27 protein-coding genes and 1 tRNA gene are annotated in these 20739 nt (G+C 38.2%); 14 read left to right on the forward strand and 14 right to left on the reverse strand.

Annotation, left to right across the window (positions count from 1 at the left end; genetic code table 11):
• The first annotated feature begins 184 nt into the window (after positions 1-184).
• Positions 185-373 carry a hypothetical protein gene (locus ACZ444_RS00095; protein WP_382359256.1) on the forward strand — a complete coding sequence of 63 codons (189 nt, stop codon included), beginning with the start codon at positions 185-187 and terminating at the stop codon, positions 371-373.
• Positions 374-745: 372 nt separating this feature from the next.
• Here the strand turns inward: ACZ444_RS00095 and ACZ444_RS00100 are convergent, their stop codons facing one another.
• Positions 746-1057, reverse strand: coding sequence for a DUF5839 family protein (locus ACZ444_RS00100; RefSeq protein ID WP_382359253.1), 312 nt, complete (start codon positions 1055-1057; stop codon positions 746-748).
• Between the two features lie 371 nt (positions 1058-1428).
• Positions 1429-2361, reverse strand: a complete 933-nt coding sequence (locus ACZ444_RS00105; protein ID WP_464433223.1) for a replication initiator protein A — start codon at positions 2359-2361, stop codon at positions 1429-1431.
• Positions 2362-3086: 725 nt separating this feature from the next.
• Here ACZ444_RS00105 and ACZ444_RS00110 point away from each other — a divergent pair.
• The 4 genes from ACZ444_RS00110 to ACZ444_RS00125 all read left to right on the forward strand — a co-directional run bounded on the left by ACZ444_RS00110 (position 3087) and on the right by ACZ444_RS00125 (position 4786).
• Positions 3087-3653: a helix-turn-helix domain-containing protein gene (locus ACZ444_RS00110; protein WP_382358798.1), complete on the forward strand. Its 567-nt coding sequence runs from the start codon at positions 3087-3089 to the stop codon at positions 3651-3653.
• A 51-nt stretch (positions 3654-3704) separates the two neighbouring features.
• Positions 3705-4097 (forward strand): sigma factor-like helix-turn-helix DNA-binding protein, encoded by a 393-nt coding sequence (locus ACZ444_RS00115; protein WP_382358799.1) that lies wholly within the window; start codon positions 3705-3707, stop codon positions 4095-4097.
• 102 nt (positions 4098-4199) lie between these two features.
• Positions 4200-4454: an AbrB/MazE/SpoVT family DNA-binding domain-containing protein gene (locus tag ACZ444_RS00120; protein ID WP_382358800.1), complete on the forward strand. Its 255-nt coding sequence runs from the start codon at positions 4200-4202 to the stop codon at positions 4452-4454.
• Complete coding sequence (locus ACZ444_RS00125; RefSeq protein WP_382358801.1) at positions 4448-4786, forward strand: type II toxin-antitoxin system PemK/MazF family toxin; 339 nt, start codon at positions 4448-4450, stop codon at positions 4784-4786. Before ACZ444_RS00120 ends, ACZ444_RS00125 begins: the two co-directional genes overlap by 7 nt.
• Before the next feature lie 215 nt (positions 4787-5001).
• Here the strand turns inward: ACZ444_RS00125 and ACZ444_RS00130 are convergent, their stop codons facing one another.
• The 7 genes from ACZ444_RS00130 to ACZ444_RS00160 form a co-directional block, all read right to left on the reverse strand.
• A complete protein-coding gene (locus ACZ444_RS00130; protein WP_382358802.1) occupies positions 5002-5553 on the reverse strand; it encodes a hypothetical protein in 552 nt (183 codons plus the stop codon).
• 127 nt (positions 5554-5680) lie between these two features.
• A complete protein-coding gene (locus tag ACZ444_RS00135) occupies positions 5681-5965 on the reverse strand; it encodes a type II toxin-antitoxin system RelE/ParE family toxin (protein WP_382358803.1) in 285 nt (94 codons plus the stop codon).
• Positions 5966-5969: 4 nt separating this feature from the next.
• Complete coding sequence (locus tag ACZ444_RS00140; protein ID WP_382358804.1) at positions 5970-6350, reverse strand: AbrB/MazE/SpoVT family DNA-binding domain-containing protein; 381 nt, start codon at positions 6348-6350, stop codon at positions 5970-5972.
• Positions 6351-6537: 187 nt separating this feature from the next.
• A complete protein-coding gene (locus tag ACZ444_RS00145; protein ID WP_464433225.1) occupies positions 6538-6930 on the reverse strand; it encodes a type II toxin-antitoxin system PemK/MazF family toxin in 393 nt (130 codons plus the stop codon).
• Position 6931: 1 nt separating this feature from the next.
• A complete protein-coding gene (locus tag ACZ444_RS00150; protein WP_382358806.1) occupies positions 6932-7171 on the reverse strand; it encodes an AbrB/MazE/SpoVT family DNA-binding domain-containing protein in 240 nt (79 codons plus the stop codon).
• A 190-nt stretch (positions 7172-7361) separates the two neighbouring features.
• Positions 7362-7547 carry a hypothetical protein gene (locus ACZ444_RS00155; protein ID WP_382358807.1) on the reverse strand — a complete coding sequence of 62 codons (186 nt, stop codon included), beginning with the start codon at positions 7545-7547 and terminating at the stop codon, positions 7362-7364.
• The gene (locus tag ACZ444_RS00160) at positions 7534-8157 is read right to left on the reverse strand and encodes an RNA polymerase sigma factor (protein ID WP_382358808.1); all 624 of its coding nucleotides are present in this window, start codon (positions 8155-8157) and stop codon (positions 7534-7536) included. The genes ACZ444_RS00155 and ACZ444_RS00160 overlap by 14 nt, the downstream gene beginning before the upstream one ends.
• A 210-nt stretch (positions 8158-8367) precedes the next feature.
• On the opposite strand from ACZ444_RS00160, the gene ACZ444_RS00165 reads away from it, so the two are divergent.
• The 4 genes from ACZ444_RS00165 to ACZ444_RS00180 all read left to right on the forward strand — a co-directional run bounded on the left by ACZ444_RS00165 (position 8368) and on the right by ACZ444_RS00180 (position 9671).
• Positions 8368-8526 carry a YvrJ family protein gene (locus tag ACZ444_RS00165; RefSeq protein WP_382358809.1) on the forward strand — a complete coding sequence of 53 codons (159 nt, stop codon included), beginning with the start codon at positions 8368-8370 and terminating at the stop codon, positions 8524-8526.
• 13 nt (positions 8527-8539) lie between these two features.
• On the forward strand, positions 8540-8779 hold the full coding sequence (locus tag ACZ444_RS00170) for a hypothetical protein (protein ID WP_382358810.1): 240 nt from the start codon (positions 8540-8542) through the stop codon (positions 8777-8779).
• A 201-nt stretch (positions 8780-8980) separates the two neighbouring features.
• Positions 8981-9055: transfer RNA gene (locus ACZ444_RS00175), tRNA-Cys, on the forward strand.
• Between the two features lie 43 nt (positions 9056-9098).
• Entirely contained in the window at positions 9099-9671 is a 573-nt protein-coding gene (locus ACZ444_RS00180; RefSeq protein ID WP_382358811.1) for a hypothetical protein, read from the forward strand.
• Positions 9672-9738: 67 nt separating this feature from the next.
• Here the strand turns inward: ACZ444_RS00180 and ACZ444_RS00185 are convergent, their stop codons facing one another.
• Both ACZ444_RS00185 and ACZ444_RS00190 read right to left on the reverse strand, forming a co-directional pair.
• Positions 9739-10107, reverse strand: coding sequence for a hypothetical protein (locus ACZ444_RS00185; protein WP_382358812.1), 369 nt, complete (start codon positions 10105-10107; stop codon positions 9739-9741).
• The gene (locus tag ACZ444_RS00190) at positions 10108-10341 is read right to left on the reverse strand and encodes a helix-turn-helix transcriptional regulator (protein ID WP_382358813.1); all 234 of its coding nucleotides are present in this window, start codon (positions 10339-10341) and stop codon (positions 10108-10110) included. It lies immediately after the preceding gene.
• Between the two features lie 289 nt (positions 10342-10630).
• Here ACZ444_RS00190 and ACZ444_RS00195 point away from each other — a divergent pair, with 289 nt between their 5' ends.
• A complete protein-coding gene (locus ACZ444_RS00195) occupies positions 10631-11191 on the forward strand; it encodes a tyrosine-type recombinase/integrase (RefSeq protein ID WP_382358814.1) in 561 nt (186 codons plus the stop codon).
• Between the two features lie 152 nt (positions 11192-11343).
• Here ACZ444_RS00195 and ACZ444_RS00200 read toward each other — a convergent pair whose 3' ends face one another.
• Positions 11344-13353: a MobA/MobL family protein gene (locus tag ACZ444_RS00200; protein WP_464433228.1), complete on the reverse strand. Its 2010-nt coding sequence runs from the start codon at positions 13351-13353 to the stop codon at positions 11344-11346.
• 516 nt (positions 13354-13869) lie between these two features.
• Between ACZ444_RS00200 and ACZ444_RS00205 the strand changes: the two genes are divergently transcribed.
• Positions 13870-14418, forward strand: a complete 549-nt coding sequence (locus ACZ444_RS00205) for a hypothetical protein (protein ID WP_382358816.1) — start codon at positions 13870-13872, stop codon at positions 14416-14418.
• Between the two features lie 173 nt (positions 14419-14591).
• On the opposite strand, the gene ACZ444_RS00210 is transcribed toward ACZ444_RS00205, so the two are convergent.
• The gene (locus ACZ444_RS00210) at positions 14592-15947 is read right to left on the reverse strand and encodes an IS1182 family transposase (RefSeq protein ID WP_464433229.1); all 1356 of its coding nucleotides are present in this window, start codon (positions 15945-15947) and stop codon (positions 14592-14594) included.
• 165 nt (positions 15948-16112) lie between these two features.
• Here ACZ444_RS00210 and ACZ444_RS00215 point away from each other — a divergent pair, with 165 nt between their 5' ends.
• The 3 genes from ACZ444_RS00215 (at position 16113) to ACZ444_RS00225 (ending at position 19673) form a co-directional block, all read left to right on the forward strand.
• Complete coding sequence (locus ACZ444_RS00215; protein WP_382358596.1) at positions 16113-16430, forward strand: hypothetical protein; 318 nt, start codon at positions 16113-16115, stop codon at positions 16428-16430.
• Between the two features lie 586 nt (positions 16431-17016).
• A complete protein-coding gene (locus ACZ444_RS00220; protein WP_382358595.1) occupies positions 17017-19035 on the forward strand; it encodes a MobA/MobL family protein in 2019 nt (672 codons plus the stop codon).
• 230 nt (positions 19036-19265) lie between these two features.
• Positions 19266-19673, forward strand: a complete 408-nt coding sequence (locus ACZ444_RS00225; RefSeq protein WP_382358594.1) for a PBECR3 domain-containing polyvalent protein — start codon at positions 19266-19268, stop codon at positions 19671-19673.
• A 639-nt stretch (positions 19674-20312) separates the two neighbouring features.
• Here the strand turns inward: ACZ444_RS00225 and ACZ444_RS00230 are convergent.
• The gene (locus tag ACZ444_RS00230) at positions 20313-20657 is read right to left on the reverse strand and encodes a PH domain-containing protein (RefSeq protein WP_382358593.1); all 345 of its coding nucleotides are present in this window, start codon (positions 20655-20657) and stop codon (positions 20313-20315) included.
• Positions 20658-20739 lie beyond the last annotated feature (82 nt).

Consider the following 20739-nt stretch of genomic DNA (forward strand, 5'->3'; position numbering starts at 1 on the left):
CTCATATATTAATTAATTTGAAAGGAATATCATTATTATGCCTTGCGCACCTTATAAAGACGCCAATTATTATGTAAACATGTATTTTCAACTATGTGTGAGCAATAACGGAACACAAGTTGATGTGAGTATTGAACCTACGGAATATAGCGGATTATCTGATGGAAGTAGAAGTAACTGGCGTATGCAGTTACAACGTAAACAGAGCACTGGCATTTATGAAACAATCGGAACACGGGAAGGCTATGTCAGTGTAACAAGTCCTAGTTATCGTACATTCACAAATGTTAAATCAGGATCCGATGATATGAGAATTTACCTTCTTTATTATGAAGATGATATTGATAATATCGTGGAATTCTATAGACCGTAATCGGCATAGACAGACTATGTGGTATACATTGATATCCCACATAGTCTGTCTATGCCCAACGCCCTGAAAAGGTATAATTAAGAGTATTTAAAAAATAATCCATGTCAAAATGGTTTCGTCTCTTTTGCAATGCCCCAAAATGAATTATGTTGTTTTTTTGAAACATAATTCATTTTGGGGCACCTTTCAAAAAGTACACTTTTTGAAAAAGTTCAAGCTACTTAACCTCACCGTTTGAAGAAAAACGGACAAAAACACCCAAGATGTTTTCAAGTCTTTTACATTAATTGTTATATTAATCATTTATTGATTGCATCTTAAAATTTTGGTTTTAAAAGCTATTAAAATAACGATCAGACCACTGCTTATACCTTATGAGCGTTCCGATGATGAAGCCTGACTTTGACTGGTACCTTCAGGTGCCCTCTCAATGATATTCATCACCTGTTTATAGTGTTTCTTGTTGTTTGACGTTTCCTCCCGGAAGACATCCATAACCAAAACGGGTTTGGGGCCTTTAGCTGTGGCAACCTGAACAATATCCCCTTTCTGGATCGGTGTTTCTTCATCCCGCCGAAAACGCTTATGAATATGCCAATAAAATAGTTTGTCTGTATTTAAGATTAAAGCCCCGTTTTCACTTCCCATAATGTGATAACCTGCGATAACATTACGCTCGTCCATGTCGATTCCATCCCCTTCTATTAGATTGGTTGCCAGTTTCATGCCTGAATACAAGCAGTGCGTGCCGCATAAGTATCAAAAGTCATCACTTGGCCCGTTTAGTTCCTCAAATGACGGGTGCGCTCACGGACTGACAGCATGACCTTCCATCAAAGCGTAGCCACCCATTGGCACTCTGAGCAACTAGTAAGGCTGGTGGTGACACTTGCTTGCTTTATCCGGGTGGCGATTAATGAACCAACCATCCGAAAGCGCACAGATCCTGCTCAAATCGTTTTAAATGCTAAATGACCATTTACCCTGTCAGTTTAAAATGAAAGCACACAGACAGTCTGTGAAACTATAAATGGTAAATTAGCTTAGGATTATCATCAAACTTCCGGGTCCAGGCCATCATTTAGCCAGTCATAATACATACTCGTATCACGCTGCGCTTGTTGCTGCTGAGCCATCTGGTTCTCATGTTCGACATCCAGGGCCGTTTTGGAACGTTTCTTCAGACCATTTACGAAGAAACGTCCAAAATATGTATAGGATTCGCCCTTGCTGATCTGGTCTTTCATATAATCCAGCTGGTTGCGGGCATCTATTAATCTATAATCTAGCATGTGCTGATCGAGCATTTCCGTCAAAATGTCCTGAACAATATAGGGGTCTAGCATCTCGCTTTTCAGATGTTCGAATAACGATTTAAGATGCGGATTGGTGTCAGTCAGTTGGGTGAGTTCTTCACGAATGCTTACGCGCGTTTTTTTATTCTCATCATCATCACTATCACTAAATTCAGTTTCGTTAAGGTCAGTATCATTCTCGTTCATTTTTTGAACTTCTTGAAGTTCATTTTCTGAACTTCTGGGAGTTCGATTTTTGAACTTCCGGGAGTTCAGATTTTGAACCTCCTTGTCACGACTGGATTCAGAGGTCTTTTCTTGTTCATTTATGTAGTAAACATCATCCTTAGTAACTTCTGGTTTATTTAAATAAAGCAGATTAGTTTTATTTAAGCCACGCTGTATTTGTTCTAATAATCCTGCATCGACTAATTCATTTTTAACTTTTACAACCGTTGTTTTGCCTAAATTTATTAGTTCACCTAGTCTTTTATTGGAGAAAATAAAGTAGTAATCGCCAACATCATCAATCCAGCCATTCTTTCTTGATAGCTCTAGCCTATCTTGGAGAATGGCCCAGGCCATTTTGGCATCATTTGATAGGTTGCTGTATGTATCGTTGGTGAAAAACACTTTAGGCAGACGATAGAATTTGTCTCTATATTCATCATAAATATTAAATCTATTAGACATTAAAAAAACCTCCCATATCCCTGTCACAGCTCGTCCGAACTTAACAGAGAAATCGAAGGCTTCAATCTTTACAAGATATGTCTTCTCGTGTACAATAAGAATACAATTAAACATATTGAAGCTTATCGGATTTCCCTGTCTTACAAAAATTGTCTTGCCGGACTTTCTGTGACAGGGATTTTTGATTTGTTAACTTAAATACTATCATCAGGCGGAAATTTTGACAACATTTGCTAAACACTTGATAGAGGAAACGGCAGCTCATAGAGTTGCTGTTTTTTTATGGCGGAGCAAGATTATCTATCATGAATATCATCACAATGATTACTAGACTAACTTATCCAGCAGTTCCAGAATACTAAAATAATCAAAAATACGCCCTATTAGTTGGATTGCAAGTGGTATCGATCCTGAAAACATAAAAAGCAAATTGATAAGCATTTGTATACTTATATGGGAGTATCCTTATTTTTGTAAATTAACAAGGGGGGGACCGTTTTCCTTAAAAAAATGGGAGCATATTCACGGTTAAATTATTTAGCTATGATGAATCTTGAAGATTCTCTTTCGTTTCTTAAGAAACATCATGACCAGAAGGGAGTGGCCTATCTACACGCAATGGTTTTAAAACGAAAACTGCATTTAAAAGGTTTCCTGCAGGGGGGTAATATATATTTACGTTTTATCGCTATATCGCTAGAATGAATTGAGAAGGCGGTGAGCGTATGAAGGTGTATAGCCCGGCAGATATGGCAGTAATGCTACAGTTAAAGCCGGCAACATTGCGCAAATATAGCGCATTATTAGAGCAGTATGGTTATAAGATTGGGCGCAATAGTCAAGGGCATCGCTATTACCGTGATGAGGATATAATAACGCTACGTAATATAATATCGGGTAATAATAGCGGTGTATCGCTGGAACAATCCGTACAAAACGTGGTTTCTATGGATCAGGATAGCAGCATGACGAATGATATAAATAGCGACGAATCATTGAATGATAGCGACATAGAGGAACTGAAAAGTATGGTTCAAGAGCAAAGCGACATGATAAGTAAACAGAATGAATTGATTAGTCAGCTATCCGATAGGCTGGACAAGCAGTCAGAACAGTTAAGCCAGCAGCAGGAATACATAAATACACGGTTAGAAGAACGTGACCAGGCTTTGCTTCAGTCCATGGAGGATAAGTTGGAAACTAAAAAACAGATTGCCGCAGCTGAGGAATCCCAAGAGGAAAAACCAAAAAGAGGATTCTTTTCTCGTTTATTCAAAAAAGATGATGACTGATCACATCTGGTGCAAAAAGTCACTAATAATGATAAGAAGGGGGGACTCTAATTGACGGCTAGAACAATAACAAGCGATGATGTCATTTTCTTCATGGATATGGTGAATTCCCCTAGAAGTCCTAATCATATCCCTGGCTTTCACCAACCTAAACCGTATTATAAAATATTGGATGATCCAGAATCCGAGGAATTTAGGCGTTTTATTAAAGTTTATAATGCTGAAAAGCACGTTCTAAAAGAAAGAGAACAAAAGATTTTGGCTGATTTATACGGGGTAACTCATCCGAAAGTTAATTTAAAAGAAGCCAGTGCCATATATAACGTCACACCAGAACGTATCAGACAAATACGCCAAAAAGCTGAACGAAAAATCACAACTTCATTGCTGAAACGATTTAAACAGGAATTGCATGACGATATGCCCGCTGTTTTTCGATTATAGAGATGCTTACCATTAGCGTCGTTAAAACGTACATATATATAAATGAGCAAAAGTATATACAAAAGTGTATACTTTTGCTATACTTTATATGAGGTGATGATGATGGCTAATAAAGAAGCCAAGGTATTCAAGCATGGGAACAGTCAAGCCATTACGTTAAATCAAGAAGCGCTATACAAGGCTGGTTTTGCAGTTGGGGATATTTTAGATTATCATATCGAAGATGGGAAATTGGTTTTCGAGAAAAAGGAAGCGGAGTCCTTTAAGGAGCAAATACAAAACTTTTATAGATATGGTGGTTCTTACACTGAATCCGAAATTTTTGATGATGAACCCAGGGGAAGAGAATTATGGTAAATCAATTCGATATTGTCATCGTTAATTTAGACCCAACTAAGGGCCGGGAAAAAGGTAAAAATAGACCATGCGTCATTATTAGCAATAACCTGGTGAATGCCAATAGCTCATTTGTTTGGGCACTGCCTATTACCTCCAGAGAATCAAAGTATGTAACCGATATTCCATTAAAAACGAAATATCATCATGTGCAGGGAATCATCGATAGTGTTCAAATAAGAGCTTTAGATATTAACGCCAGAGGCTATAAAGTAGTCGATCAACTACAGCCAGGTATACAATCTCTTATTATGGAATCGATAGAGGCACATACAGAGATCATAAAAAGTTAAGCTTATTTTATCTGATGCTGCATCGTCGAAAAAAAGCAACCAATATGAGCTATTTAGTATCAAGGAGTTGATAACTTTATCAGCTCTTTTTTAATAACTTAAGGAGCTGGCCCGATCGCCTTAAGGCTAAACCGTTATTTTAATACAACATTTGTTGTATTAAAAATGTAATAAAAGGGTTAGTTTCATACATTTTATAGACCGGAACAACAGGGTTATGTTACTTTCTCTTGCCGCAAATGTTCCAGTACCGCAAATAAGATCTGTTCCTCTTTAGCTTCATAGGCTGTATCCAGCTTTATACGATGACCATCGAACAAAGCAGCCTCCAAAAGATAGGGAATGCGCGGTGTGGCATAGCCTCGTTTGTTCTGCTGTAAATAGCCCCAGGCATAGGTTTCAAATGCTTTGGAAAAGCCCATATGTTCCACACATGCACGTACTGAAGATTTCTTAACTTCCAAAGCATCCTCAAATAGGTTTTTCCGGACGAGCTCCCACCACATTTCCGCACGAATGGCATCCCGAGTATCCTCTTTTGCATTATTTGTTGTATTAGATGGATCAAGTGTTATATTCTCCGGCATACGGGCACGGATGAAGTCCAGCAGATTCTCTTCCTGAATCAGCCATCCTTCTTTGCGGGATTCAGGTGGAATCCCTTTAATATAGCCCTGACGCAGCCATCGGCGCACACTTTCTTCATGACTCGTTATTTTATAGGTTTGCAGCAGTTTCAAAGCATCCCGCACGTTATAGAGCGCCATCAATTATCTATCCTTTGCAATAATGGTTGTATTAAATAAGGTGTACACGAGATCCTTACTTTAATGCAACAAATATTGCATTATATGAGTCATCAATGTACACAAGACACCAAAAACCATGCTGATTTTATTGCCAGTACCGTTTCAGGTGTTTATAAAAATTTTCATGTGTGCCTGCAAGCAGAAACGTGATGGTTTGACCGTCAACCGTATAAGCTACCTTGTGTTCAGTCCCCTGATAGGAAAAGTCATAAACAAAGATCCCTGCAATATCGCCCTTTTTGAGATTACCAGCTGTATATGGATTAGCTTTAATATCCTCAAAGGCGTTTTGATACAGCGATCGCAATTGCTTGTTTTGAAGCTTTTTTATATATTTTTTCGCAGGTGTTTTAATGACAAGGTGGTACATACTTTTAATCCTCCGCGTCATCTGTAAAAAGACGATCGATGGTCATGCTTTCTTCACTGTCTGTATCGGCAATAAGACGATCCAGAGCCGGCTGCATCTTCTGTTTGCGCTCTTTCAGTTTGTCTACCAACTCGTCCTTAGGATAACCTTCTGCAATTAAATCGTGAAGGATTTCTTCGGTGAAATCCTCATAGTTATCATAATCGGCTGGCTTGATGACAAGATTATCATTGATCTTTTCCATAATGATTTCGTTTTTGATATTGAGATCGTCGTAAAACTCTTTGGGAATGCTGATTTGGCGTTTAGATGATACGGTAACACGCTTTTTTTGATGATCCATATGGGTCACACTCCTGTTTTCCTTGCTTGCCTCTGTCGCCATAGTATGCCTCCTGTTTTGGTTTTGTTATACATTTTCCTTGTGTTATTACTTTCTTTAATTCTTACTATAACATATATAACGACTATGAGCCTAATCGGGGGCAATTCCAAACTTGTCCGTTTTTTGATGTAATGTTTGTGAAATCCAAATATATACGAAAAAAGACAGGGCGTTTATGCTCTGTCTTTTAAGACAAATATGTACTAACACGATCTATACAGTCTTCTATAACTTCATCTGGCATATGACCTACAGCTTTTAATCGTCTAGAACGTGCATCTAAGTTTTTTAATTGATGAGTCAAGATGACACCTGATAAATAGAAGGTTTTATCTTTCCCTTGAATGGCCACTTCAGCTTCAGGAATATCTACTTCGTAACCAAATCCTCGCTTGGTATTAGTTATAGGACATAATGAGACGAATCCCGTATTAGCATTAAAAAGATTCGGGGAAAGAACAACCGCATACCTGTTACCGGTTATTTCTTTCCCCGATTGAGGATCAAAATTGATTAAAACAATGTCCCCTCTATCGACTTTCTCAAATGCTTGTTTCTTTGTTTGTTCATCAAATGACATATTAAATAAGTTCCCTTCCAACCGGTCCGCCAAAGTCAATTTCTTCATGGCTGCTCTCCGGTGTACACTTAGCTACAAGTTCTTCTAATGTCGGCTTATCTTCCACAGGATTTAAAACGACTTTTTCGCCATCATCAGATACTTGAACTTTAGTTCCAGGAGCGATACCATACTTCTTTGCTAGATGCTGAGGAATCCGAACGCCGGTGCTTCCTCCCCATTTTTGGGCGGTTGTCGTCATATGAAATCCTCCCATACCATTTTCATTCATTATATCATCTCCATATAACATTGTATATATTTTATATATATTATGTCTGATATATTGAAAGATGATACACAAAATCGTGGTTTAAGGCTTTCCCTCAGTCTCATGTTGGAATAACAACATACATGTGGAGGCACACGCGTTTTTAAGAAGATTCTCTCTGCTAATCTAATCGCGCAGCAAACTCCCAGAATCCCGGTGTCCTTTCCAAAAGGTCATCATGGGTGCACTTAATGATTTTAAGGTTTAATTCCTGTTCTAAGTCCTCCCGGTCCTGAGGTTTGGCATAATAAAGTGACTTTTGGACTTTAGGCTGTAATTGCTTGAGGGCTGTTTCAGTTGTCATCATAACGATCAGGCTCCTTTTTAAGTTGGCTTTTTAAATGTTGCAATGCCTTGTGATGAAGCATGGATACATTTTGCGGTGAATCCCCGAACTGATCAGCAATTTCCTTATTCGACAGTTGGCGAACATACTTGTATGTTAAGATTTGTTGCTGTTTGGGCGTCAGGCTTTGAATGGCTTGATATAAGGGTGGATCTTTAACATAGTCGTCCATTGTTTCGCAAGCTATTATGCCAGTCATGTCAGATGACGGCTGATAAAGCATGTCCTTGTGCGTAGCACCTTCCCCATATTCCTCCGCCCTTAGGGGCTGATCCAGTGTCAGCATTTCACGACTAGCATGCTTCTGGGCGACCTTATCAAAATCAATCGCCTGCGAATGAACGGCTTTAGCTAAATATGATATCGCTCTCACATTGCTGTAAAAGGCTTGAAACGCCTCATCTACCAGCCGCATATTTTGTCTTGTTGGAAAACAAATGGCTTGTCTCACAAGTTCCCGGTGCTTTTCGTTCCGCAGAAAGGACTGAACGACTGGCTGCTGAAAAAACCTGGGATGCCTTTGCTGGAATGTCTCAAGGCTTTCATGACATTGATTTTTGCTCCTCTCCATACGTATCACCTCACTTATTAAAGGGACATGAAATATCCAAAAATCAACCACTTTGTTAAATTTATAGGAACACATGTTCCGTTCATTCCAGCTTATCATGATTTTTTCAGTAAAAATAGACAAATTTAGAAAATAGGTTGATAAATACGGTACTTGTATCCCTTTTAGATATACGAGCATCAAAATTCTCTAGCGAAAGAAGGGATTATGTTGAGTCAGGACTTGTCTGTTTGGGTGACGCTGCTGCGGGATGTTGGTTTTCCTATCGTGCTCGTTGCCTACTTCTTACTGCATTTTGAGAAAAAGCTTAGCAAACTGATCAACACCATCGAAGAACTGAAACGAATGCTCCAGCAAAATGAAGATTAGGGAGGAATGAAACATGAAGCCATCATACAGTGAACGGGCCATTCAACGGTATTACCGGGTGTTAACGACTTACGTTCATATGGCCAGCCAAATTGAATGCTGCGCCAGTGAGGATAAAGCCTTTTATCAGGATGTTTGTGTTTTATTGGCGAGGAAACTCAAAGCTATGCAGGCTGAGCTGACGGATCAGGGATTCGTTCTCTGTCAGGGAAAAGGGCAATCCTTCCCTTGTGAAAAAGAAAAAATGTCTTGAATGGTTGATAATTGGCTTTCTCATTCCCCTTTAGGAAGAGAAGGGAGACGATTTCATACAATCACTGGATTTCAGATCTAACAAGAATCCTTATGGAACTCCGGACCAGATTGGCAGAAAAAATTTAGTTTTTCATAAAAAAGTTTTAAAAGTGGTTGTTTTTGAAGAAAGTCATGCCCCTTTATACAGTACAAGGCATTTGGTGGCATAGCCAAACGGTTAAGGCCAAGGTCTGCAAAACCTTGATTCTCGGTTCAATTCCGAGTGCCACCTCCATTGATTGCAATCAAATATTAAACTATAAGGAGATGAGGAGATCATGTCTTTTACAGCAGAAGATTTAGCTGTTGCTTTAAGGGAATCTATGTTAGAGGTTTCTGAAGATGAAATTAAACAAGCGACACAGGAGTCCAAATTGTTGATTGAAGATGGAAGTGTCGAACCTAAGGGAGATATCAAATTTGACTCTGTTACAATATCTAAATTAAATATTTCAGGTAAAATAAAGTTCGTTGCTAACTTCCCAATTAATAATTCGAAAGAAAATGCCCATGGAAAGTATGTTATCCAGTTTGATAGAAATCTGAATCAAGAGGCAACAAGAGAAATTCACATTTATTTACAATCTAATAATAATGTTCGCTATATTTACTACGAAAATGGGGCTTTAGTTAAGGATGACTTAGTGACCCAAGATGGTATTGAGGTTCAAGGGTTTTCATGTATTCTTGATTGTCTAAAAGAGCACAAAGTAGCTAATTGGATCTATGCTGCGGTTGCAGCAGCGTGCGCTCCAGCATGTGCAACAGTTGTAGGCTGTGCCCCTTGTTTAACATTTGCAGCAAGTGGACAGGCTAGCGTAATGATTAGTTGCGTTAACAAGTGCTTCTAATAGGAAATACTCCCTTTTCTTAAAATAGAAGGGGGAGTATTTTTCATTTCTCTGCCTTAGTAATTTATCACTTTCTTTTTATAAAATAAGGACCTATGAAGAAAGCAATAAACAACGTGCATAAAAGATATAAAATTAAAAATAACGGTTCGATAGCTACCCCCTGTTTTACTACATATTTGCCCATGAGTAAGTAAATGATAAGCAGTGTATAAGATAGGCTGAATATAAAGATCATGAATTGCTTAATATTATTATTAACTCTTTCGTCAGTTTCAATTTCTTCTGTACCTTCTTTCTCCCTATAATATTCAGATATATACACGCCTAGTATGATCCCTACTAAGGGACCCCATTGTATTTCCTTTAAAATAATACTTAAAATAGTAGCGGCAATAACACCACTAATTAGCATCCATATAACTCTTTTTGGCATTTAAACACCTCCGTCAGATGAATCATCTATCCAAAAAAGTTCGTCCAGGGAAGTCCTTAAATATTCACTTATAAGCAAACAGACACGGATAGTTGGGTTATATTTTTGTGTTTCAATTAAATTCATTGTTTGACGGGTTACTCCCACTAATTTCGCTAATTTTCCTTGTGTTAAATCCTCTCTTTTTTCAATACGAGTAATCTTAACTCTGTTTTTTATAAAGGTTTGCTTCAAATGAATCACCCCTTAGAATTCAATTTAATTGTAACTTATATTTTTATTTTGTCAATTATATGTTACCTAAAATGTATAATTAACCTACATTTGAGTTTGTAGTTGTTAAACATTATTTTTACTAAAGGGAAAAATAAAGATATAAGTAGAGCGGTTATCACATGTAATGTTTTGCTAAAACCTTACATGTCAAATCCCCATTTGCCAGGCTTTTCTTTTAGACCTTTTAGGACATGTATGGTAACCTTAACTAGTTAAGGTTACCATACACTAAAAAAGAGGGATTTTCATGGGCGATCAGGTCGTGGAAAACGTCGAGCCACTACGTTCGACAGCCGAGATTCAAAACATGCGTGAAGCACTCAACCAGACGACGTATCCGAAACGCAATAACTTATTATTTAGTTTAGGCATTAATACAGGTCTAAGGATTGGCGATTTATTACAGCTGCGGATTGAAGATGTGAAGGGCCGAAGCAGTGTTAAGATCCAGGAAGGTAAGACAAGCAAATCACGGCTTGTCCATTTAGATGCGGTCATGGCTGATATTGCCGAGTATCTGGGGGATCAACCAAATGAAGGTTATCTGTTTGCCAGTCAGCGTACAGGAAAACCGATGTCGACCGTTCAGGCTTATCGCATCTTAAAAGCTGCTGGGGAAAAGTGCGGTTATGATTACGTGGGCACCCACACCATGCGAAAAACCTTCGGATATCACTATTTCCAGCAAACGAAGGATATTGTAACTCTTATGGTGATCTTCAATCACTCCTCGCAGAACATCACCAAGCGTTATATTGGCATTGAGGAGGATGACATCAAAAACAGCTTGAAAGATTTTCGATTATAATAAGCCATCAAGTGTGACTGAAAACAACTATTTTTCGTATCTTCATACGTATCTTGATGTTTATCATAAACCTCGTAGGTGTTGATTTTGGACTGATTATGTACAGTCCAATTTTCCCTGTTTCCTATTCGGATTTATTAGGATCTTTCCATCTATAATTCACGTCCATCTGATGCTTTCCGTCTAAAGGCCTTCGTTCGGTCTCTTTTCGAAAAGTCCTGATCATTATCTCTTTCCTGTGACAGAGACTCCAAGACATCAAATAAACCATCTGATATATCTTTGGATTTGGCAGCTTCCTTATGATTAAGCTGTTCTCGTTCTTCGTTTTGTTCATCCTGACCTCGACCTTGTTGTTTAAGGTACTGAGATTCTTGCTCATATTTCTGCTGCAATTCTTCAGCAAAGGATTTGAAATGAAAATTAGCTTTTTCAGATGCTTCTAATTGATCATAGGCTTCCAAAGCAGCTACCTTAACCTGCATATCAGCACGATTCATTTCAGGATCATCAGTTAAATGCTCAATTTGATTATCTATGATAGGGGCTATCTCTTCTAAATAAGCCTCATAATCCTGTTTTAATGCTTGATAGGCCTTAAGTTTAATCTGTGTATCTTTATAATCTTCAGGAGACATATCTTTCGTTTGTTTATTCTCTAATTTCGTAATGGTCCGGCTATATATTTCAAGAGACGTTGCCATATCTTTAGCTTGCTTCCAAACCGGCGTATAGTGCTGATGATAGGCCTGCTCTTTGTCCTGGAACTGAAATTCAGTTTTGATCTTATCTTCAGGTAACAGGATGTTATGATCTTTGATTAATTGCATCGCAAAATACTTTTCATCATAACGATAGTCATCAAGTGATGCTTCATCATATATGGCGGCAAACTCCCGATCTAATAACTCTTTTTGATAATCCAAACCGGTCACCGTTGCCTGACGTAATTCTTCAAATTTATCTTTTTCTTCTTCTAACTTTTGTTCCTCTTGTTTGGTATTTTGGAGTTCTTGTTTCATGTCTTTTTTGAAATGATTAGAAGAAAAACCGTAACTTTCAACGGCTTCTGGATGCTTTTTATGTTTCGCCATTAAATCAGCATAGAGATTCTTTTTAGCTTTGATTAATGTTTCGTTTCGTTCAAGTTTCAGCTTCCATTTATTATGATTATCATGAAATTCTTGATGAAGCTGTTTCGCTATTTGAAAATCAACATAACCCTTAGCACGTTGAACTAATAAATTCGTTGCTTGTATCTTATTTTCATCGTGATGGGATTTCTGGCGCAGCTCTTTTAATTGTTTATCTAAATCTGCTTTTTGCTTATAATCTTCAAGACGAATAACGTCTTGATGTTGGTCATTATAGCGTTTAATTTCTTCGTTTCTTTGAGCATAATAAGTAACGGGCTGATACCTTTCACCGTTCTGTTCAGATTCCTGTTTCTTACGTTTTTCTAATTGATATTCGTTTCTTGTCAAACGTATCTGGGGTTTTTTACTGAGACCTTGTTCTTCATAAGATTTAGCACTGTATGTTTGTTCTAAATCGTATTTCCTGGCCTTCTCATTTAATTTTTCCGCCCAATTTTCTCGCCATTGAAGCAGCTTCTTTTTACTATCCCAGTCATTCAATTTGATGGACTTGGTTTGTTTCCAACCCTTTTCGTTATACATCTGATTACCATGTTCATCTAGCTTAGGTACTCGTTTAGATTTTCGTTCTTCCCACTCACCATTTTCTTTCAATGCTCGAGCCGTTAATAGCATATGAACATGAGGATTATTAACATCATCACGATGGATGGAAACATCAGCAACCATGCCATCATCTGTGAAATTTTCTCTAACATAGTCCTCGGTTGCTTCACGTTGTTGTTCTTCGGTCATGTTATTGGGTAAAGACATAACAATATTTCTAGCTATTTGAGCATTTTCTTGCGTTTCAAAACGTTCAACCTCGTTCCATAATTTCTCACGTTCAAGCGTCCAATCGGGAGCATGATTTGGTTTCATAATAAAAGATTCAGGTTCAACAAAACGATCTTTATAATTTTTTGTTTCGCCATCTCGCATCGAATATAATTGTTCGCCTGAACGATACGAAGCCATAGCGACAGCTGATTGATTTGACTTATTTACAGTTTGGCAATCGAACATATAATAACCGCTAGACAAATCAATCACCTGCCTTAAAATTAGTGTTTAAATAAATAAAGTCGTTCCATCGACTTTACCATTATCCAAAGCCCCCGCAGGAAACCCATCGTCAATACGCAGTGATTTATGAAGCGAAGCGTTATAAATCACTGCGTATAGATGGGCACTCTCATCTGATCGTGATTATTATTGTACCGCAAATTGGTGAAAATCTCTAGGGGATAGTCTCCTAAGATATGCGACTGATCATTTTGATCATATATCTTTACATGGTGAAGTCGTGGCATTTAATGAGAGCTTCTCAAATGGCCAGAACACCCACTTAATCGAGTAGGATCAATTGGAAGCTGGATCAATTACCGTTGCATCATGCGCCCGTATATTCCGAGCAGGAATGAAAACATCATATCACCCCCCTATTATCCAACGGCCGCATAATTTTTTTGGAGATATATTCATATTCAGCAAGCTTTGTTATAATTTTCAAGCAATATATAAAGTATTGGGAGGGATAGTATGAAAAAAGTAATAATGTCTGTTGGTGTTATATCGGTGGCCACCATAGCTTTATTTATTTTCTCGACAGATCAGACAAACAGCAAGGTTCAAACGGACAATAATACAGAAACAAACGATGATTCGTACATGAGTGATCCTGTCCATTTAACTTCACTTGTGGCTGATGGCGAAAATGATCCAGAGAGATATCCATCAAATCATTATTTGTATGAAGCACATCAAAGTATCGCAAAGGCGATGTTGAAACAATCATTTGAAACTGACAAACCCTATAATCCTGATATGGTTGAAAGATTAGTCAAAAAGACCGAAGAAGAATTACAAAAAATCGATTATGATAAAGACGATGATAAAAAAGAAAAATTAGAAAAGGCTATTGAACTAACCCACAAAGATATTGAACAAGGTTATCCGAAAGAGAATGATGACAAGGTTTATATAGAAAAAATACATCATATCGCTCATGGCCTGCTGGAACATTTCAACAGTAAAGCTAACGACATAAACGTAAACAAATGGGGCGATCCTGTTGCTGATGAAACCTAAGCATGATATATGCTTAGGTTTTTAATGGCTTTTAAACATTAAAGGGGGCGGTTGGTATGGTGTAAAACAGAGTTAAATCATTCTTCTCATATATATGAATCAATTTCATAATTGCTCTTATTAAAAACGCAAAGACCTGCAGAATTTCTAATGTGTATTTTTTTAAAATTCCTCTAAGCAGCCTGCTGCTGCTTTAACGCGGCATCAATGCGGTCTGCGGCTAATTTCGATGCATTATACATCAACGTAACGATATCAAAATGGATCTGAGCGCGTTTCCCTGAACGATGGCGAACATTGTTGAGCTGAAAGAATTCCTTTAAATAGGCATTGACACGTTCAACGGCTGATCGGCGCTTGTAGATGGTGTTCCAAGCTTTAGAGCCCCGTGCCGGGGCTGTGTATCGCCTGAGGTCTTTAGTGATTTTCATCTTGAATACTTTCTGGCATATGTCTTCATGGGCTAAAGGGCAGTCTTTGCATTCCTTTGGGTTTGTGTACTTCAGGGTTTCATGTTTGGCATCGTAACTTTCATAACGGTACGAATGTTCACGGAAACATGTTGGGGCAAAATATTTATCAAACCCTATGGGTTCCGATTCATTGCGTTTATTATAGGCAATGATAGATTGCTGGCCCATTCGATAGACCTGCGTGTAAATCGGTTCAAAATCATAACCCGCATCCATCGTCTGATAACGCAAGTTTGAAAGAGGCAAGCGTTCATTCATCCCCTTCAATAAAGGAATTGCGGCTTTTCCATCATTTAGATTTCCTGATGAGAAAAGGGCCTGTAAAATGTATTGACTTGATGTGCCGACAGCCAGATGTCCTTTATAGCCAAACCAGAATGTATTTTTGCCTTCGCTGTTTTTCTTGATCCCCCATTGGGGATCCCGGGGAACACCGTCTCGAAGTTCTGTTAAAGATGCATCCAGTTGAGCTTCGATTTTCCTGTCATAAAGAGGCAGATTCGCTTCTTTCTCAGCTTGTTCCTGGAGCCATTGGTCACGCTCTTCCCTGGATTTACGGCCGCGTTTTTTCGGTTCCGGCTTTGCCTTTTCTTCTTTAGGCGGGGCCTGATCACGTGCTTCGAAATGAGTCGCATCGATGGCGACTGTATCATCAGCGATAAAGCCTTCGGCAATGGCTTGAAGAACAACTTTTTCCTGGGCCTTTTCCAATGCATCTGACTCGCTCAGCTTGGTTAAAAGGCGGGAATAGGAAGCTTCCGAAGGAATCTTGTCTGAAACCAGAAATCCACAATTCAATTTGAAGGCAATATCATCATCTAAGCGTTTTTTCAGGTCTTTTATGGTTGGGATGCGTTCAACATACCGAATGAAAACGGAAATAATCATCGCTGCAACATTCAGCTCTTCAGGCGCGCCCAAACGGGATTTTTTAGCCATGTCGTGATAAATGGCATCCAAATCAACGGCGGAAATGATCGCCTCATACTTTTGGGTAGGTTCCATGTCATAAAGTTCTTGGATGCTAAATAAGCTTGGTTGTCGTATAATAGTCATAGGAAGTATTCCTCCAATCTCTATGGATGTTTTAGTTCAACTACCATTATACAAGATTTGGGGAGGTACTTCCTTTTTTACGTTTTTAAGTCCTTGCGCCGCAAGGGCTATGAATTATGAAATTCGCTCAACTATATTAAAATTGAAAAAAGAAGGGTGTATGATATGGGTTTGCCCTTAGAAATTTTGCGTATTGTACTGCCAGTTATAATAGTGGGTGGGATTGTATTATTTGTAATGCTAAGGATGAAACATAAGTATGAGAAAGGGACTCTGGGTAAGAAGAAAACAAAAAGTGCCCAAGATTTCTTAGACAGCTTAATACCACTCGGGATTCTGATTGGTTTTGCTGTTGCTTTACTTTTAAGTTTATTTTCTCCAATTTCCTTACTATCTTCAATTGCTTGGGGAACTGGAATAGGTATGTTATTTGGCTATGTTGCTTATGAAATTTATAGCAAAAAGGAAGAGAGTTATTCGTAATATCAATCTTCCAGAATTGGATGCGTTTGTTGCACAAAACCATAACCTCAAGGCTTAACGGGTTGCCATCAAGGCAGCCTCTTTTTTATAAGACTAGCCAATCCAAAAACAACAGCGCCTAAACCGTTATAACGCTGGTTGCTAAACCATATTTAAAGGCACTTACCCAGGAAGAACCCAAAGCTTTTTAAAGATTTTACTTCGCAAGATCGATGCCTCAACTCTCATGATATTTTCGTGTCTTTCACGCTTCGTAGATGCCTTATGTACGTTATTTATAGATTCCTTTATTACCCGCCACACGTTCTCCAGATCTGAAAGATTTCATCTAATAAATACGCTTTAAAATAACGAATTAGCGCGTTCTATAGAGTATTATTTTCCCTAGAAGTTTCCACTAAATTGCGGTATAATAATGATCACGACCAGATGGGAGTGCCCAATTATACGCAGTGATCAAATTCGCTTCGCTGCATTTGCTCACTGCGTATGCTCAATTGGGTTTCCTGCAGGGGCTCCGAGATGATGGATAAGTTTCTGATGAAACTTGGATCTTATAGCTTGAACGATAGGAGATGCATGCATCATGGCTAACGGTTATTATATGTTTAATTGTCAGATCGTTAATAAAGGTATTCAGTCAGCTGTAGCGATGGCAGCTTATCGTTCTGATCAAAAATTGTATTGTGATGAAGATGGTTTAACGAAAAGCTATAAACTCCATGAGGTTGAGCCGGAATCCTTTATATTAAAGCCAGATCATGCACCGGAATGGGCAGGTGATCGTGAGACATTATGGAATGAAGTTGAAGCATTTGAGAAACACGATCATGCGCAAATAGCCCGCAATGTTATGATGCCTTTACCTAAAGAAATGACCAGGGAACAGCAAACTGAAACAGCCAAGGAATACATACAGGAAAACTTCATTCAGGAGGGGGTGGTTGCTGATGTATCGATCCATCGTGATGAAGAACATAACCCGCATGCTCATGTTTTATTAACCGTTCGTCCTTTGGATGAAAACGGTCAATTTGAAACCCGAAAATCGAAGCGTGTTCCAGTATTAGATGACCAAGGAAACCAGCTCTATGATGATAAAGGATGGCGGCGAACGCGATCGGTAAAAATGAACAATTGGCATACGAAAGAAACGCTTTTAAAGTGGCGTGAAAACTGGGCAGCTAAACTTAATGAAAAAGCTAAACAGTTCCATATTGATAAGGAATACTCCCATAAATCCTATAAAGATCAGGGGAAAACCCAAAAGCCTCTTTGGCGTCTGAGTCGTCAGGAATATCAGTTTGAAGCACGGCGAAAAGAAGCACTTGAAAAGGAAGACAAGGCCTACGCCCCCAAAACCTTTTTTGCGCAGCAAAATGAAGCTGTTAAAGCTTATAATCAAGAGCATCAAGCTGTCATTCATCTTGAAGATTATAAAACCGATAAAGACTTTCAAACCTTCTTGAATGATGTTCGTAAACGTGATCATGCAAGCGACGATGAGGTTGAAGCAACTAAGTTATTAGTTGATCGTGCTAAAGGTTATGTTGACTACGATGTTGCTAAACAATTATATGCCGATTTCCATCAAACCAATAATAAATGGGCGAAAAAATTAGAGCGTGATTTTAAACAATTAGATGCGGAAAAAGACCTTTATCAGTCGATTGTTGAAGAGTATAATCAGAATCCTTCAAGTGCTCAATTATTTGGTTATACAACGGAAAACTTCAAAGAAGAAATGACAAATGATCTGGAGAATTATAAGCATCATTACGCTCAAAAAGAAGAAGAACAAGCTAAATTTGAAGAGCTTAAAAGAGCGACAGAAATGAGTTTAAAGCATCAGAGACGTTTGCTTCATGAGGAATTTTCGGCGGTGTATGAAACGGATAAATCATTCTCAGATGAAGAAAAGTATTTTGCTGTTAATCAGCTGAAACGTCATAATAATTATATACCGGAAAACCATATTGAAGATGAATATCGGAAGTATTCAAATGTAGAGGAATCCCGCCATTATATTCCGGCGTGGAAACAAGCTCATGACATGATGAAGTCGATAAGAATTTACGATAATACCATCAATAAAATCGAAAACACCAATCTGACTAAACTTGACCCTGAAACAATAAAGCGTAAACTTATTCAGTCTAATAGCTTCCAAAACTTAAAAGAATCTTACGAACAACAGGTGAAAGATCTTGAGCCTATGATTGATCATGAAATGGAACGTTATTTACCTTACCAAGCTGACATGAAGGACTTACCTATTCAAACGAAAACAGCTTTGTTAGAAGGCTATTATAATCTGCCACAAGAAAAACAAGAAGCTATAAGTGGCCATGACCTCATGAAGCAAGTCTTTTGTGAAAATGAGCTCAAAGCAGAGCATTCAATGATGCAAAGTCAAGAAGCCGATAATGATCGGGATCGTGAGAGTTATCGTATGGTTTCGCAAGAATCTCAGGAGATATCGGATGGTCTTACCGCTGTTCTTTATGAATTTGAGAATTTAGAAGCTATGGATGATGAGTATGGTCAAAAACAACGGCAGGCTCAAAAGAAACGCCACATCAAGAAAGGCGGTAAGACCAAGTGAGAGGGCTCGGGCACGATTCGGTGCTTATGCCTGTGTTACATATGCCTGTGAGAGCCGATGAGATAGACCTATCGTGGGTGTTAGGACATTTGTTTTACTGTGTGGAGCACTCATTTTCCAGAAATAAGATGTATCATGTAATTCAGGGTTTCCATTTTAAATAGTATCCTATTATTTATGGTCTCAATACGATAAACTAATGATAGTTCATAGAAAAAAGGTCGTTATAAATGACAGAGATACATATTGATCCATATGCCACAGCTTCCCAACTTGTCGGGAAGGTCCCTGAGGTCATTATGAAACATTATGAGATCCCATGCAGTTCTTATAATGTATATATGACACCCGGCTTTTTGAAGCACCTAAAAAAACGTAATCATTGGGACATTTTCATGACCTATTATCAGGAAATCCCTTCAATGATTGCAAATCCAGATTATGTTGGGCAAAATCCAAAAGAGCCCAACAGTATTGAATTATATAAAGCGCTCGGTGATTTCCTGCTGGTACCTGTAAAACTTAACACGTCATCCTATTTATATTTAAGTTCATTTTATGGATTGGATAACGGCGCAAGTAAAATTGAAAAACGCTTAAGAACAGGCCGGATCCGTCCATTTTCATCTTTGTTATAATTCGTATATAGTCTTCAAGTCCTTGAGTCCGAGTTTACAAATAGCGCGTTTTTGGTTATTCTTGTAGATAGAAGGAAATATTATATACTGTAAAGGTTAATGAGGTGGGAAAGGTTCCCCACGCGCTACACCTTGTGTAGTTACCAGAGATGCAGGTTGCCGTCTGCCATTAACCTTTACTATGAGCGGTAAGCCCCTTTCTTTTGAGAGAGGGGCTTTTTCACGTTTAAACACAGTGATTTTCCTGAAGATGTATAAGCTATCAAATAAATGCAGACCCCCTTTTTATTATAAATTCAAATTGATTCACCAGAGATCAATATTGCTTAAGCAACAACATCGCTTAAGCGATTATTTATTTTAAATAACTATATGTTCAATCAGTTAAGAAAGGGGGTCCGAAGTGTCGCGTGTGGCCTGTGAGAGCCAATGAGATAGACCTATCGTGGGTGTTACGTTTGCTTTACTGTGTGGAGCACTTATTTTTCCGGCAATAGGATGTGTCATGTATTAACTCAGGGTGTCCATCTTAAGAGGCATCCTGTTATTCATGGTCTTCATACGATAAAATAAAGACGTAATTGGGAGTAAAAGTAGGCAACAGTTATCTTAGAATCAGATGCAAGATCATTGGGATAATTAAAGATCCCTTGTTCTTAAAGTATGATTTGAAAAAAGCTTAATGAATTCTAATAGAAGTTTTGTATTTCCTTTGTTAGCCAACTTCACGGCAAAGGAAACACCGTTGCTAAATGAAAATAAAGCATTTGCAGTATCTACTTGAGTAACGTCTTCATAATGATAAATGGCTGCCTCTCGCAGTTCAAGAAGAGGGTATTTAGTATATAAAATCAGTTTCTTATTTGTCGCAACTAAATTGCCAAATTTATAAATGATACCCATGTTTTCCGTTACCTCAAAGGTAGCTGTTATGTCATTCATTATCCGTTCATCCGGTGATAATAAACTTTTCTCTTTCTCCACCGTTCTCACTCCCTAATCCAACATGTTTTAAAAGCCTTGAATTAAGCTTAATTTATGAAAACATTATCAGATCAAGGGTTTT

This window comes from Lentibacillus kimchii (assembly GCF_055381965.1).

Bases quoted from the DNA above. Each gene is read 5' to 3' on its own strand.
- ACZ444_RS00195 (WP_382358814.1), top strand. From the start codon at position 10,631: ATGGGCGATCAGGTCGTGGAAAACGTCGAGCCACTACGTTCGACAGCC.
- ACZ444_RS00120 (WP_382358800.1), top strand. From the start codon at position 4,200: ATGGCTAATAAAGAAGCCAAGGTATTCAAGCATGGGAACAGTCAAGCC.
- ACZ444_RS00125 (WP_382358801.1), top strand. From the start codon at position 4,448: ATGGTAAATCAATTCGATATTGTCATCGTTAATTTAGACCCAACTAAG.
- ACZ444_RS00215 (WP_382358596.1), top strand. From the start codon at position 16,113: ATGGGTTTGCCCTTAGAAATTTTGCGTATTGTACTGCCAGTTATAATA.
- ACZ444_RS00150 (WP_382358806.1), bottom strand. From the start codon at position 7,171: ATGACGACAACCGCCCAAAAATGGGGAGGAAGCACCGGCGTTCGGATT.
- ACZ444_RS00180 (WP_382358811.1), top strand. From the start codon at position 9,099: ATGTCTTTTACAGCAGAAGATTTAGCTGTTGCTTTAAGGGAATCTATG.
- ACZ444_RS00205 (WP_382358816.1), top strand. From the start codon at position 13,870: ATGAAAAAAGTAATAATGTCTGTTGGTGTTATATCGGTGGCCACCATA.
- ACZ444_RS00155 (WP_382358807.1), bottom strand. From the start codon at position 7,547: ATGATGACAACTGAAACAGCCCTCAAGCAATTACAGCCTAAAGTCCAA.
- ACZ444_RS00185 (WP_382358812.1), bottom strand. From the start codon at position 10,107: ATGCCAAAAAGAGTTATATGGATGCTAATTAGTGGTGTTATTGCCGCT.
- ACZ444_RS00130 (WP_382358802.1), bottom strand. From the start codon at position 5,553: ATGGCGCTCTATAACGTGCGGGATGCTTTGAAACTGCTGCAAACCTAT.
- ACZ444_RS00225 (WP_382358594.1), top strand. From the start codon at position 19,266: ATGACAGAGATACATATTGATCCATATGCCACAGCTTCCCAACTTGTC.
- ACZ444_RS00220 (WP_382358595.1), top strand. From the start codon at position 17,017: ATGGCTAACGGTTATTATATGTTTAATTGTCAGATCGTTAATAAAGGT.
- ACZ444_RS00135 (WP_382358803.1), bottom strand. From the start codon at position 5,965: ATGTACCACCTTGTCATTAAAACACCTGCGAAAAAATATATAAAAAAG.
- ACZ444_RS00145 (WP_464433225.1), bottom strand. From the start codon at position 6,930: ATGTCATTTGATGAACAAACAAAGAAACAAGCATTTGAGAAAGTCGAT.
- ACZ444_RS00160 (WP_382358808.1), bottom strand. From the start codon at position 8,157: ATGGAGAGGAGCAAAAATCAATGTCATGAAAGCCTTGAGACATTCCAG.
- ACZ444_RS00170 (WP_382358810.1), top strand. From the start codon at position 8,540: ATGAAGCCATCATACAGTGAACGGGCCATTCAACGGTATTACCGGGTG.
- ACZ444_RS00105 (WP_464433223.1), bottom strand. From the start codon at position 2,361: ATGTCTAATAGATTTAATATTTATGATGAATATAGAGACAAATTCTAT.
- ACZ444_RS00110 (WP_382358798.1), top strand. From the start codon at position 3,087: ATGAAGGTGTATAGCCCGGCAGATATGGCAGTAATGCTACAGTTAAAG.
- ACZ444_RS00140 (WP_382358804.1), bottom strand. From the start codon at position 6,350: ATGGCGACAGAGGCAAGCAAGGAAAACAGGAGTGTGACCCATATGGAT.
- ACZ444_RS00095 (WP_382359256.1), top strand. From the start codon at position 185: ATGCAGTTACAACGTAAACAGAGCACTGGCATTTATGAAACAATCGGA.
- ACZ444_RS00200 (WP_464433228.1), bottom strand. From the start codon at position 13,353: ATGTTCGATTGCCAAACTGTAAATAAGTCAAATCAATCAGCTGTCGCT.
- ACZ444_RS00210 (WP_464433229.1), bottom strand. From the start codon at position 15,947: ATGACTATTATACGACAACCAAGCTTATTTAGCATCCAAGAACTTTAT.
- ACZ444_RS00100 (WP_382359253.1), bottom strand. From the start codon at position 1,057: ATGGACGAGCGTAATGTTATCGCAGGTTATCACATTATGGGAAGTGAA.